The sequence below is a fragment of the Spirulina sp. CS-785/01 genome, from assembly GCF_028330525.1.
Lineage (GTDB): Bacteria > Cyanobacteriota > Cyanobacteriia > Cyanobacteriales > Spirulinaceae > JAQMSD01.
The window spans coordinates 1-14,058 of sequence record NZ_JAQMSD010000268.1 but is presented as its reverse complement, the minus strand read 5'-3'; the positions used below and the strand labels follow the sequence as shown (position 1 = coordinate 14,058).

11 protein-coding genes and 1 pseudogene are annotated in these 14,058 nt (G+C 46.9%); 6 read left to right on the top strand and 6 right to left on the bottom strand.

Going from position 1 to position 14,058, the window contains the following annotated elements; genetic code table 11:
• Both PN462_RS23620 and PN462_RS17455 read right to left on the bottom strand, forming a co-directional pair.
• A pseudogene (locus PN462_RS23620) lies at nt 1–131 on the bottom strand (RNA-guided endonuclease TnpB family protein); the annotation flags it as partial.
• A gap of 172 nt (nt 132–303) precedes the next feature.
• A complete protein-coding gene (locus PN462_RS17455; protein WP_272130102.1) occupies nt 304–636 on the bottom strand; it encodes a hypothetical protein in 333 nt (110 codons plus the stop codon).
• A gap of 450 nt (nt 637–1,086) precedes the next feature.
• On the opposite strand from PN462_RS17455, the gene PN462_RS17450 reads away from it, so the two are divergent.
• The gene (locus PN462_RS17450) at nt 1,087–3,522 is read left to right on the top strand and encodes an ATP-binding protein (protein ID WP_272130101.1); all 2,436 of its coding nucleotides are present in this window, start codon (nt 1,087–1,089) and stop codon (nt 3,520–3,522) included.
• Between the two features lie 556 nt (nt 3,523–4,078).
• Nucleotides 4,079–5,065 (top strand): RNA polymerase sigma factor, RpoD/SigA family, encoded by a 987-nt coding sequence (locus PN462_RS17445; RefSeq protein WP_272130100.1) that lies wholly within the window; start codon nt 4,079–4,081, stop codon nt 5,063–5,065.
• Nucleotides 5,066–5,218: 153 nt separating this feature from the next.
• Here PN462_RS17445 and apcB read toward each other — a convergent pair whose 3' ends face one another.
• On the bottom strand, nt 5,219–5,728 hold the full coding sequence (apcB, locus tag PN462_RS17440; protein ID WP_272130099.1) for an allophycocyanin subunit beta: 510 nt from the start codon (nt 5,726–5,728) through the stop codon (nt 5,219–5,221).
• 377 nt (nt 5,729–6,105) lie between these two features.
• Between apcB and cbiD the strand changes: the two genes are divergently transcribed.
• Both cbiD and guaA read left to right on the top strand, forming a co-directional pair.
• On the top strand, nt 6,106–7,218 hold the full coding sequence (cbiD, locus tag PN462_RS17435; protein WP_272130098.1) for a cobalt-precorrin-5B (C(1))-methyltransferase CbiD: 1,113 nt from the start codon (nt 6,106–6,108) through the stop codon (nt 7,216–7,218).
• Between the two features lie 484 nt (nt 7,219–7,702).
• Entirely contained in the window at nt 7,703–9,331 is a 1,629-nt protein-coding gene (gene guaA, locus PN462_RS17430) for a glutamine-hydrolyzing GMP synthase (protein ID WP_272130097.1), read from the top strand.
• On the opposite strand, the gene PN462_RS17425 is transcribed toward guaA, so the two are convergent.
• Both PN462_RS17425 and PN462_RS17420 read right to left on the bottom strand, forming a co-directional pair.
• Nucleotides 9,300–9,560, bottom strand: a complete 261-nt coding sequence (locus PN462_RS17425) for a hypothetical protein (protein WP_272130096.1) — start codon at nt 9,558–9,560, stop codon at nt 9,300–9,302. The genes guaA and PN462_RS17425 overlap by 32 nt on opposite strands.
• On the bottom strand, nt 9,557–10,261 hold the full coding sequence (locus tag PN462_RS17420; protein WP_443029206.1) for a DUF433 domain-containing protein: 705 nt from the start codon (nt 10,259–10,261) through the stop codon (nt 9,557–9,559). The genes PN462_RS17425 and PN462_RS17420 overlap by 4 nt, the downstream gene beginning before the upstream one ends.
• 217 nt (nt 10,262–10,478) lie before the next feature.
• Here PN462_RS17420 and PN462_RS17415 point away from each other — a divergent pair, with 217 nt between their 5' ends.
• Both PN462_RS17415 and PN462_RS17410 read left to right on the top strand, forming a co-directional pair.
• Nucleotides 10,479–11,549 (top strand): hypothetical protein, encoded by a 1,071-nt coding sequence (locus PN462_RS17415; RefSeq protein WP_272130094.1) that lies wholly within the window; start codon nt 10,479–10,481, stop codon nt 11,547–11,549.
• A 56-nt stretch (nt 11,550–11,605) separates the two neighbouring features.
• Entirely contained in the window at nt 11,606–13,843 is a 2,238-nt protein-coding gene (locus tag PN462_RS17410; RefSeq protein WP_272130093.1) for a zinc metalloprotease HtpX, read from the top strand.
• A gap of 8 nt (nt 13,844–13,851) precedes the next feature.
• Here the strand turns inward: PN462_RS17410 and PN462_RS17405 are convergent.
• On the bottom strand, nt 13,852–14,058 hold a 207-nt coding region (locus tag PN462_RS17405; protein WP_272130092.1), incomplete at its 5' end, for a hypothetical protein.

Genomic DNA, 14,058 nt, shown 5'->3' with positions numbered 1-14,058 from the left:
TTGCCTACACCTCGATTATCCATCCAAAACCGAAGCACTTTGTTTCGGACAAACTGACTTGTCCGAATTGCTTCTTCGATGGCTGATATTTGTTGTGGCTTAGGTTTAACCTTGTACTCCAAGACAAACATTTGACACTAATTATGCTGGTATCAACACTAGAGCAGATTAAATTCAATATGGCAATCAAAAGCCGTCCTCCACTTCGTTGGCATGACGGGGCTTGAAACCCAGTATTTTTGGTCAACCACTAGCAGTTAAGGGCAGACGGGGTATGCCCTCTGCCCTTTGCCTTCTAATCCCCTAAGACTCTCCACAACAGCGATCAATCCCTAAACTATCTAAAACTAAATCACTGACCGCATTAGCAATAGCGAACTCCCCATAGAAACTCTGACTAAAATCAAAAGATTGCATCTCAGTAACAATCGCAATCACCAATGATCCTAAATCATTTTCCCCTTCTAACCGTTGACGGACAAAAATCGTTGCAGCCCGTTCAGCAATCTTTTTATTGATAATTTCGGGAATAAACTCTCGGTCTAACCACTCATTTAACCCTTCTTTTAACCACTCTTTTTCTTGTTGAGGATTTTCAAGGGGAGGGAGGACAATTGCAGGAATGGGTTTAGCCATAGCTTCCAATGGACTCAGATTCGCGTGTACTTGACTTATAGATAACTTAACACAAGACCCCAAAATCGAAACATTTCTCACTTCTTACCTCTCCCCCATCCTCCCCTATCTCCCCTATCTCCCCTATCTCCCCTATCCTCCCCATCTCCCAACTCCCATCCCCAACCACTCCCTTGCCGCTTAACACCTTGCCGCTTAACACAATGTAACTCAGTGTATCCGGCAAAGGAGAGTAAATAAAGCAAGACATATATAATAAAGTAAAGGGTGTTCTAAACTACCAAGTAAATCAGCTAGTGGCAAGTTGCATTGACCGAAGGGATCAAGGGAAAAACAAAACAAAGGGGAGTTTTGTTCAGAAGACACAGTAGTCGAAAACCACAATGATCGATCCCACCCCACGCTAACCCAAAATTTTTTATTTAACCCAACTTTTCAGCCTAACCCGATATGACCGCCCATATAAGCATCAACAAACAACTGGAAACCTTACTGCAAAACGAAGCAAGAGAAGCCATTCACACCCCTGGCTGTATCCAGCCTTACGGCGTGTTATTAGTTCTGCAAGAAAAGAGCTTAGACATCTTGCAAGCCAGTGAAAATACGCAAAAAATTTTGGGGGTAGCTGCCCAAGACTTGGTTAACCGCCATCTTAATTGTCTCTTTGATGCGGCTCAAATTGAAAAACTGCAAAACCTACTCAAAGCCAAAGAATTAAAACCCCTCAATCCCGTTAAACTAATTCTCAACCAACCAGAGAATCCTATTCCTTTTGATGGGATTGTGCATCGCAGTAATCAAAGTGTAATCCTCGAACTCGAACCCACCTCCGAGGAATCCGTTCCCTTTTTAAACTTTTATCATCTCGTCCGAGAAGCCGTTTTAAAACTCCATCAAACCGAGTCTCTGCCGGAATTAGCGGAAGTGGCTGCCCAAGAAGTTCGACGGATTACAGAACTGGATCGGGTGATGATCTATCAATTTGATAGTGCTGGCAACGGCATTGTTATTGCCGAAGACAAGGTGGACTCCCTAGACTCGTTACGGGGATTAAACTACCCTGCCTCGGATATCCCTCCTGCGGCCAAAGAATTGTTTGCCAAAAATCCGCTCCGGTTAATTCCCGATATTAATTATCAACCCGCCCGATTATACCCGCAAATTTGCCCCGCCACCGATCAACCCTTAGATTTAGGTTATGCGGTGTTAAGAAGTCCCTCGGCTTGTCATCGCCAATATTTACGCAATATGGGGGTGCGTGGTTCTTTGACCATTCCGTTAACGAAAGAAGGGCAATTGTGGGGATTGATCGCGGCCCACCACCATTCTGGGCCGAAATATTTTTCCTATGAAAGTCGGGCGGCCTGTGAATTTCTCGGCCAAGCCATTTCTGCTGAGTTAACGGGGAAGGCGACGTATGAGGATTATGACTATCAGTTAGAGTTAAAGTCCATTCAAACCCACTTATTACAGGGGATGTCGGAGACAGAGGATTTTATTCAGGGATTGGCCAAGCAAGAACGGGATTTATGTGATCTGGTGTCAGCGCGAGGGGCAGTTCTGTATTTGAATCATGAGATTATTCCCGTGGGAGAGACTCCTGCTATTGCAGAAATTGAAGAAATTATTCAGTGGTTAAAACAAGGGCAGTTCCAAGATAAGGTCTTTTCTACTACACAGTTGAGTCATTATTTGCCCAGTGCTAAGTCTTATAAAGAGACGGCCAGTGGGTTACTGGCGGTGGCCATTTCGGAAACCCAGCAAAAGTATATTCTCTGGTTTCGCCCAGAAGTGATTCAAACGGTAAATTGGGCAGGGAATCCCCAAGAAGGGATCGATGTGGACGAGGAGGGGCAAGTGCAGATGTCTCCCCGGACTTCCTTTGAGTTGTGGAAAGAAACAGTCCAACATACGGCTTTGCCGTGGAAATCCTACGAAATTCAGGCGGCCTTTGATCTGCGCAAGTCGATTATTAATATTGTCATGCGCAAGGCCGATGAGTTGGCGAAGTTGAATAATGAGTTAAATGAGGCCCTGTCATCGCTGAAACGGATGCAGACTCAATTGATCCAAAGTGAAAAGATGTCCAGTTTGGGCCAGATGGTGGCCGGGGTGGCCCATGAGATTAATAATCCGGTGAATTTTATTTATGGGAATTTAGTCCATGCGGATCGTTATACCCAGGATATGTTGAAGCTGATGGAGTTATATCAGCAACATCATCCCCAGACGAAACCGGAAATTGTGGAATTGGCGGAGGAGATGGATTTGGAGTTTGTAATGGAGGATTTACCGAAACTCCTCAACTCTATGCAGGTTGGGGCCGATCGCATTCGGGGAATTGTCCAGTCTCTACGGAATTTCTCCCGCACCGATGAAGCGGAACAAAAGGCGGTGAGTCTTGAGCAAGGGTTGGAGAGTACCTTGTTGATTTTGAGTAATCGTCTCAAGGAACACGCGGATGAACCGGGGATTGCGGTGGTGAAGGATTATGGGGATTTGCCGTTGGTGGAATGTTATCCCAGTCAGTTGAATCAGGTGTTTATGAATTTGCTGGCGAATGCGTTGGATGCGTTGGAGGAGCGCGATCGCCAGCGATCGCGCCAAGAGATTCTCGCTCATCCCGGCCAGATTACCATTCGCACGGCGGTGGTGAATGAGGCGGTAGAAATTGCGATCGCTGACAATGGCCCCGGTATCCCTCCCCAAGTCCAAGAGAAAATCTTTGATCCCTTCTTTACCACCAAACCCGTCGGGAAAGGCACAGGAATGGGGTTAGCCATTAGTTATCAAATCGTTACTGAAAAACATCACGGTGAACTGATCTGTACCTCTCAACCTGGACAAGGAACAGAATTCATTGTCACCATTCCCCTGAACCGTTAGCCCCCAACTCCTCCAAAACCCGCTCACCTCGCTCAATTGGCTGGCTTTGGCAATCACCCAATTGGGTGAGGTAAGGCTATTGCAATTTACTTACACTGAAATTAATCGCCTAGAGTTGTAGAGTTAATCCCCCATTGTAGCGTAAAATGAGTTCGGACATCTACCCATCTAATCCCCTTTATTTTCAGAAAACCTACGTCATCATGAAAGAAGGGGCTAGGGAAGATAAGACAACAGGGTGAGGGGAGGCACAAATTCTTTTATCCCAGTCCAACTTTCATTATGATCTAACTATAAGTAAATTCATAACGACTTCAGGTTAAGAACGTCAAGTCAAGTCGATAACCTACTAGAGGTTAACCCCCAGAATCTATTGATTGATCGAATCCCGGCCTTCTCGAAATGATCCCCCATTCTCCCAAAGAATGCTTGAAACTCCCTTAAATCCTTTCTGATCTTGGTCTCACCACGCTTGGATATAGATGAAATCACGTTAGGGATGGCCCCCTAGAGAAGAAGACTCTCGCATTACTGACACAAGGAGTGAAACAGACCCATGGCGACTGCAAAATTAGAAACAGCCAAGAATCAATCTTCCAGCCAATCTGCGGATATGGTGCGGACTTATTTACGGGAAATCGGTCGAGTTCCCCTGTTGTCCCACGAACAAGAAATTGTGTACGGGAAACAAGTGCAAAGCATGATGGCCTTGTTAGAGGTTCGGGACACCCTGCAAGAAGAATTAGGCCGCACCCCCAGTGAGCAAGAATGGGCCGAAAAAGCGGAATTGTCCCCCAAAGAACTAAAAACCCGACTGCGGGAAGGGGAAAAAGCCAAGAAAAAAATGATCGAGGCCAATTTACGTCTCGTGGTGGCCATTGCCAAGAAATATCAGAAGCGTAATATGGAGTTTCTTGATCTGATTCAAGAAGGGACATTAGGATTAGAACGAGGCGTAGAGAAATTTGACCCTATGAAAGGGTATAAGTTTTCCACTTATGCGTATTGGTGGATTCGTCAGGCCATTACCCGCGCGATCGCGCAACAGGCCCGGGCCATCCGTCTCCCCATTCATATCACCGAAAAACTCAACAAAATCAAAAAAACCCAACGGGAACTCTCCCAACAACTAGGCCGGACCGCAACCCCCAAAGAAATCGGCGAAGAATTAGACTTAGAACCCACCCAAATCCGGGATTTTTTAAGCATTTCCCGCCAACCCATCTCCCTAGATATGCGCGTCGGGGATAACCAAGACACCGAACTCTCGGATTTACTCGAAGATGAAGGCATTTCCCCGGATAACTTCATCACCCAAGAGTCCTTACGTCAGGACTTAAAAAACATGATGTCCGAATTAACCCCCCAACAACAAAAAGTTTTGGTCTTGCGGTATGGTTTAGAAGACGGGAAAACCCTCTCCTTAGCCAAAATCGGCAAACAGTTAAACATCAGTCGGGAACGAGTCCGTCAACTCGAACATCAAGCCTTATCCCACCTGCGGAAACGTCGAGGGAAAGTGAAAGAATATATTGCGAGTTAAAGCAACCAGGAATCATTAAACCTAGGGTTTAACCCCTGAGCATCGCCAACCGTACAAAATCCCCCTAAATTCCCCTGAAAAAGGGAAGCTAGGGGGATTGTTTCGCAGTTGGGGGGAAGTTACCTTAGTAACTTCCCCTCAAGGCCATTTTTGTTAAATATCTTTTTCAGAAAACTCTCGCGTGAGATGTTCAAAAGGCCCATCAATACAACTGATATCCTCAATTCCCGCATCGAGAGCCATATCTTTGACCATATCTTTCATCATTTGAATGCCTAACACCGTCGGCCCAATGGGGACACCGAGAGAATTATAGGTTTCTCGGAGTCCTTGTAACACTCGTTCATTGAGGACATCGTTATCACCGGCCACTAAAGCATAAGTGGCATAGCGGAGATAATAGTCCATATCCCGTAAACAAGCCGAATAACGGCGGGTGGTGTAGGCATTTCCCCCAGGACGAATTAATTCTGGGACTTCTTCAAATAACTTTTTCCCCGCTTCTTTGACAATGCTGGCCGCATTGGCAGAAATCATCGTCGCTACAGTGACACGGGTGGTCCCTGACTCAAAATAGCTCTTTAAACGGTCGATCGCATTGCGATCAAAATACCGTCCAGCGACATCATAATCTCGGATCAGCGTGGTAACAGCGTCTTTCATTAAACTGTTCTCCCAAATCTATTCAATATGCGAATTTTTATGCAAGCTCAAAAGATAGCCTTACTGGTCTATCATCCCATAACTCGGTTAGTCAGACATATCTAGTAACATCTTATTACACCATAGTTTGAGCAAAATACCCACCAGCCTCCCCTGATTCATCCCGGAGGGCAAAATTAAGGGACTTCTCAGGGGTATAGTATTACGGGGATACGTTGGAGTCTAGCCAATGCTGGAAAACCCCCACAATTCAAGGTTTATCTCACTGATTACTGATTGCTGATCACTGATCACTGATTACTGATTACTGATTACTGATTACAGCGATCGCCATTTTTGATACATTTCTTTACGTGCGCTTTTGTCTTCACCCAATCATGTCTAATTCTACCTCCTCTCCCCGCTCCGGTTATACCCTGCCTGTGTTTGCCTGTGCCTCAGCAGTGGCAGCATTGCGCTATCTCCACGAACAAAAACCCTTGGCCATGGTTTCCCTCAACCTCATTAAACCTCCGCAAACGGTGGAAATTGCCGTGGAACAAGTAGCCCCCCTACAAGAAAACACCGCTTTGGCCATTACGCGCAGTGATCCAGGAGATAATCTGGATTTAACCCATAATATGGCCGTCTGGGCCCAAGTCGAACGACGCATGACGGGGAAAGCGGAAATTATTTTACAGGGTGGAGAAGGTATCGGGAAACAGGAACAATGGGGGGGAGAAGCGGCCATCTATCGCTATGCGAAACAGGTGATGGAGGAGAATTTAAGGCAGTGGTTACACCCCGATGAGCAAATTACGGTGACAATTATTTTACCGGAGGGGCGGACATTAGCGGAACGGACTTCTAATGCCGCCTTTGGTGTGGTGGAGGGGTTATCTTTATTAGGGACTACCGGAATTAGTCAACCCTTATCAGTCCCGGAACAATTGGAGGAGTATCGGGAACAACTGGCGGAGAAAGCCGCCCAATTTGACATACTGGGGTATTGTGTGGGGGAAAATGGCCTACATTTAGCCCAACAAATGGGGATGAACCCAGAACAGTTGGTGAAAACGGCCAATTGGTTGGGGCCAATGTTGGTGGCCGCGGCAGAATTGGGGGTGAAGTCTCTCCTGTTGTTTGGCTATCATGGCAAACTGGTGAAGTTGGCCGGGGGGATTTTTCATACCCATCATCATTTGGCCGATGGGCGTTTGGAGATTTTGACAGCCCATTGTGTTAAGGTGGGCGTGGAACCGGAGATGGCGCAACAAGTTCTCTCCTCTCCGACGGCTGAGGCCGCTTTAACCCTCCTGCGCGAACAATCCCCCCATTGGGTGAAGCCTCTTTATACTTCCCTCGCCGACACTATTGATCAGCGCAGTCAGGCGTATATTCGCAAACATAGCGAACACGGAATCCAGATTGGTTCAGTGTTGTTTGACCGGAATCGTGACATTTTAGTGAAAAGCGCGATCGGTACAGCAATTTTTGAGCAAATGTGCTAATATGTTTTGAATAACTAATATTTATTTTTAAGTCTCTTTAAACTCACACTCATTCAGATCGTACCTTGAACTGTGTTAAAGGTTTATTGATTGCTAGTTCCCTGATGGGACATTCCCTTTAGGCGTTAAAACGGGTGAAAACCGGGACTACTCAACCCAAACCTCAACCTTAATCTCTAACCTTAATCTTTCAGACGGACAGAGAGAAAACTGAATGAATTGAAAACTGAATGAATTGAAACCTGAATGAATTGAAAACTGAATGAATTGAAAACTGAATGAATTAATCTTGTTAACTTACTCAGTTTTGCTTAATCCGGTCTGTTCACTTCTCTTAAAACCGTTTTCCTTGGCTGTCAGTTGAGCCAAAAATTTAATCCACAGATTGGCTTAAATTATTGGGACTTTCGGTCACTTTCCCATCAACCCATCACCCTCACTGAAACGAAACATAACCCCCGTAAACCTCTAACCTCTTAACTTCATGACTACCCCAACCGAACAACAATCCAACTCAGAACAAACCCAACCCTCAGACCCCCTAAAAGCGAGTATCAATCGCCAGATGATTGTCATTCTGGACTTTGGTTCTCAATATTCCGAACTCATTGCTCGTCGCATTCGAGAAACTCAAGTGTATTCGGAAGTTTTATCCTATCGAACCAGTCCCGAACACCTACGTCAACTCAACCCCAAAGGGATTATCCTCTCTGGGGGACCCAACTCCGTTTATGATGGTCATTCTCCCCAATGTGACCCCGAAATCTGGCAATTGGGAATCCCCGTCCTTGGGGTTTGTTACGGGATGCAATTAATGGTGCAACAATTAGGGGGAACAGTTGAACGGGCCAAACAAGCGGAATACGGGAAAGCCTCCCTGTATATTGATGACCCCACCGACCTTTTAACCAACGTTGAACATGGGTCAACCATGTGGATGAGTCATGGAGACTCTTGCACCCTGTTGCCTGACGGGTTTGAAGTGTTGGCTCATACGAATAATACACCTTGTGCGGCTATTGCCAATCACCAACGACAACTCTACGGTGTACAATTTCACCCCGAAGTCGTCCACTCCGTCGATGGGTTAGCCCTCATTCGCAACTTTGTCTATCACATCTGCAACTGTGAACCCACTTGGACCACAGAAGCCTTTGTAGAAGAAGCCATTCGGGAAATCCGCGCTAAAGTAGGGGATAAACGGATATTACTGGCCCTTTCTGGGGGGGTGGACTCCTCAACCTTGGCCTTTCTTCTCAACCAGGCCGTTGGGGATAACCTCACCTGTATGTTTATCGACCAAGGGTTCATGCGGAAAGGAGAACCGGAACGGTTGATGGAGATATTTAACGAACAATTTGGGATTCCGGTGGCCTATGTGAATGCGCGCGATCGCTTCTTAGCGCAACTGGAAGGAGTCCTTGATCCCGAAGAAAAACGTCGTCGCATCGGTCACGAATTCATCCAAGTCTTTGAAGAAGAATCTCACCGTCTCGGGCCCTTCGACTACCTCGCCCAAGGGACATTATACCCCGACGTAATCGAATCCGCCGACACCAACGTTGATCCCCAAACCGGGGAACGAGTCGCCGTGAAAATCAAAAGCCACCACAACGTCGGCGGCCTCCCCAAAAACCTACGTTTTAAACTGGTTGAACCCCTGCGGAAACTCTTTAAAGACGAAGTACGCAAAGTGGCCCGTTCCATTGGTTTACCCGAAGAAATCGTCCGTCGTCATCCCTTCCCCGGCCCCGGTTTAGCCATCCGCATCACCGGAGAAGTCACCGCCGAACGGTTAAACATTTTACGAGATGCTGATTTTGTCGTGCGGGATGAAATCCAGAAGCGAGGAATGTACCATGATTTCTGGCAAGCCTTTGCGGTTTTATTACCCATTCACAGCGTCGGAGTCATGGGAGATCAACGCACCTATGCTCATCCCGTCGTCTTACGCTTTGTTTCCAGTGAAGATGGCATGACCGCCGACTGGTCCCGCACCTCCTATGAGTTGTTAGAAACCATTTCTAACCGCATTGTCAATGAAGTCAAAGGGGTAAACCGGGTTGTGTATGACATCACCTCTAAACCCCCTGGAACGATTGAATGGGAGTAAATTGGGATAATGGATAATTAATTTGTTCTTGGTTCTTTGTTCTTGGTTCTTTGTCCTCCTCTCCTCGTCTGCCAATTTCTGGTATCCATTCCACATCTTGAGCATTTTGGGGAAAGTGATCATCATGAATTTCTACCGTAATTCCGGTTGCTCGGAGAGTTTCTAAAATTGGGTGTTTTCCCAAACAACGATCAATGAAAAATGTTACCGTTGAAGACGCTGATGTCATGCTGCGGCAATGGGACGAGTTTCACAACGGATGGCCTCTGTCACCTCCTCAACCCGGCATTCATAGTCTTGGGCGATTTGTTCCGGGGAGTCTCCTGCATGAAACCGTTCCGCAATGATATCAGCCGCAATCCCTGTTCCGGCGATCGTTAAGCGACCAAAAGCAATCCGAGAGTCAATCACCACCAGTCGAGGGCTATCATGGTCATAAGTGCGAGTAAAAGGATAAAGTTTAATCGCCAAACCACTATCATCTGGTTCTATACGCTCTAGATGACTCTTCAAAGAATCTCTTAGCAGTGTTTTTTTCTGTTGTGAGGCATTAATTAAAGCACCATAACGCTCAATAAAGAGATCAACTCCATCCGTTTGAAATTCTTGATGCGCTAAAGGATGAGGGATGTGGAGTTGCTCATTAATATAATCCAAGGCCATTCTAACTTTTTGCAGATCGATGTTACGTTGTCGAATCGCTCTGAGGACATGAAGCTCGATTAAATTGGTAAAGGTAAGACGAAGGGGGTCTCTTGTTTTGCTCTCAATGAGGGGATAAAAGCGTTTCTTGCCATCCGTAACACGATAACGATATCCGACCGTCCAAGAACGAATCGTGGATTCGGGGATATTCAGATAACGAGCAGCATCCCCAGCAGAATAAGTGGGAATGTCTCTGGGGTCTGTACCGCCGTAAATATCCATAATCGCGCTCTATCTGAACCTTGACCTAATATAGCACTTTTTCCACGAGCCAAGTTTTCCACGAGCCAAGGACACCAGAGGGCGATCTGTTCCCCCAGAGAACTTAACCCGTTTTCCGTAAACCCTAGGATAGTTCCTAGAGCGACACAAAAACGCAACAAGAATGCCTCAGAATTGCCTACAGTAGAGGTAAATACCATCTTACTGGAGTTCTTCTATCATGTCTCGCTTTTCCCTTCTCTTGTCCTTGGGGGTTTCCCTGCTGGTTGTAACCGGGTGTGGGAATTCTACCCCAGACAACAACACTACAACCCCCCAAGAAACCAATACCCCCCAAGAAACTCCCTCCTCTCCCACCTCCCAAGGGAATAATAACTCCCCCTCTGAACCCCAACCCGAAAACCGGGTTAAAGTGTATTTTCCCAAGATGCCTGAAAGTCAGGAAAATTTTAACTATGTTGAACCTGTTTGGAGACGGACCGATAGTTTAGGGGTGGCTCAATTTGCTATTGCTCAACTGATCGCTGGCCCGCGAGACAGTGAACAAGAAAAAGGGTTAAGAGGCCCGATTACCCTGCGGGGAGAGTCTAATTGTGGGGAAGATTTCCAGATTTCGATTAATAATAACGTAGCGAAACTACAATTTTGCCGGACGGTGGTTTCGGCAGGCATTGGGGATGATGCGAGGATTAAAAGTGCTATTACAGAAACGCTGAAACAGTTTTCTACGGTGGAAGATGTGGTGATTTTAACTCCCCAAGGGAATTGTTTTGGGGATATGAGTGGTCGGAATCTCTGTTTAGATAAAATCAAAGCAACGCGCAGACTGTCCACGGAGTCCCAATTAAGGTTAACGGGGATTGGTAATATTGATGTGGGGATGACTATTGCTGAAGCGGCCCAAGTGACGGGACATCGGTTTACTCAGGTTGCGAGTGGGGGTGAGGAATATGGGTGTCTTTACTACCAAGTGAACGAGGGACCTGATGGGGTGTCTTTTATGGTGACAGAGGGGAAAATTGCTCGCATTGAGGTGGATAACCCGAAAATTACGACATTAAGTGGGGTTAAAGTGGGGGATACAGAGGAGAAAATTCGTTCGCTCTATGGGGATAAAATTAAGGCAGAACCTCACGAATATCAACCGGATGGCAAATACCTCATTTATGTCCCCGATGCTGCCTCTAATGAAGATTATCGGGTGATTTTTGAAACCAATGACCAAGGAGAGGTGACGACGATGAGAAGTGGCAAGTTACCGGAGGTGGGGTATGTGGAGGGATGTGTTTAGGAGGAATTGGGCGGTGATTTTTGTTATCTTCAAGGAATCACCTAGGGGAAAGAACGATGGTAGAAGCGAGTTTAAAAGCAGGGAAGACGGCATTTAAACAGGGAGACTATGAAGGTGCGATCGCGCATTTTCAAGCTGTATTAGACACGGAACTCGACCCCGTAAGGGTGCAAAATGCCTATAAGGGGCTAGTGGCGGCCTATGGGAGAATGGGACAATGGGAACAGGCCATCGCTCTCTGTCAACAACTCAACCAAACCCCCGACGAGTACCCTTGGGCCGCCAAAACCCTCCAAGACTTAACCCGACGCTCTCAACAAGTACAGTCGGAAACTGACACTTTTACCCCCACAGACTCCCCACCCTCTCCCGAAAATCCCCCCCCCGAACAACGCCCCCTCCCTGCACCTGCTCAACAACCTGTCCCAGGGAGTCCCTCGGTGTTTCTCTCCGGTCGTGCTTGGCGAAATGCCGAACGGGCCCAACGCTGGAAAACCATGCGAAAACCGAAAGCATGGCGGTTTTGGCTACGACAAGCGATAACGGTTTTTGTTTTTTATTGGGTCATTAAAGAGAGTTTAATGGTCTCTTTTGATGTTCTCAACCGGATTATTATTTATACTCCCTTCATCCCCTTTCCCCCTATCCCAATCCTTGACCAAGATATCACCCAAACGGTCATGGGTTTAATGATTTTAGCTGCTTGTTTATCCCCTTGGTTTTTTGCCTGGATATTACGAGCGTTTTATAAATGCGAACCCTACAAATTTACGGAATTATCCCGCCAATTTCCCGAAACGGCCCAAGTGCTTCGACGCTTCAGTAAACAAAATAACCTCCCCCTCCCCACCCTGCAAAAACTCTCTATTGGGGCCCCGGCCATTTTTGCCTATGGGAACTTACCGCGCAATGCCTGTATTGTGGTGAGTGAGGCAATTCTCGAACAACTCTCAGATGAGGAACTGGCCACCCTATTCGCTGCACATTTTGGGCAAATTGTCAAGCGAGATTTTATTTTAATGTCCGGGGCAATGGCCTTTCTGCAACTTCCCTATCTTCTCTATTGGCAACTGTCCCATTACGGGGAACAATGGGCTGATGGCCTCCCTCGCAAGTTTCCCAACTGGTGTAAAGTGGGGATTAGGGGGATGAGTGGGACTTTGGCGACCTTATTTTATGGCTATTATTGGCTGTGGCGAGTCCCCCTCTTGTATTTTTCTCGGTATCGGCAGTATTATAGCGATCGCATCGCCGCCGAATTCACAGGCAACCCCAACGCCCTCACCCGTGCGTTACTGAAAATGACCGTAGGCATGGCCCGACATATCGAACAACGGGAACAAACCATCTGGGTCTTAGAAAGTTGTGATATTTTAATGCCTGTGGGTCATCGACAAGCCCTGAGTTTAGGCAGTTTACCCGACACCACCCCCTTTTCCCAAGTCCTCAAATGGGAATGTACCAACCCCTACCGTCAATGGTTGGCCGTAATGAACCCCCATCCCTTAATCGGCGATCGCATTTATCTCCTCAACCGTTACGCCAACTTCTGGCAACTCTCCCCCGAAATTGACCTCCCCCCCGTCATTCCCCCTCCCCAAACCTGGAAAGAACGACTCATTAAACTCAAAAACAGTTATACGGCCCTGCCTATCCTACAAAGTGCCGTCTTATCCGGTTTATTCTTCGGCATTGCCTCCCGTCTTATCTTATTTCTCCTCGGACTGGCCAGCGAAATCATCAGTCGAACCGTCTGGTCCCCTGTCTGGCGGTTTATTTGGTTTTATAATGCCAGTCTTTTCCTCGATGCCTGCATTTTAGCCGCCTTTAGCCTCAGTATTATTATTTGGATTAACGGTTACTTCCCCGACATTCGCATCTATCCCTCCCGGAAAAACCCCCGCTTAGAAGACCTCCTCGCCAACCCGAAAGCCGTCCCTCCTCGCAGTGTGGGGATCAGTCTCACGGGGAAATTAATCGGACGACAGGGGTTAAGTAATTGGTCAGCCCAGGATTTAATGTTAAAAACCTCTACGGGGACGATCAAATTACACTTTTTCTCCAAACTGGGTCCCTTGGGCAATCTATTCCCCCGGCCTCCCCGTCCAGAAACCTTTATTAATCAAGAGGTGACAATTACGGGATGGTTTCGTCGGGGGGGAATTCCTTGGATTGATGTGGACATTATTCGCACTCAGAATAAGCAAGGGACTCGCAGTGGTTATCCGGTTTGGGTGACAATTTTGGCGATTGTGGCAGCCATGTGGAGTGTGTATATTATTAGTCAGGCTTGATAGATTAATCATGGTAAAATATGCCTTGGGTTAAAATAAAACAGGTTGATAGGGTAGTTGATAGGTGTAGGGTCGGCAATGCCAGCCCTGTCAAGGTGGGTAACGAGATATGGCGGTTTGGAGTCGCCCTCACCCCCCAACCCCCTCTCCCAACCTTGGGAGAGGGGGAGAAAATGTCTCTCACAAGTGTCTGAAACAACGGTGTCTCGTTCTAC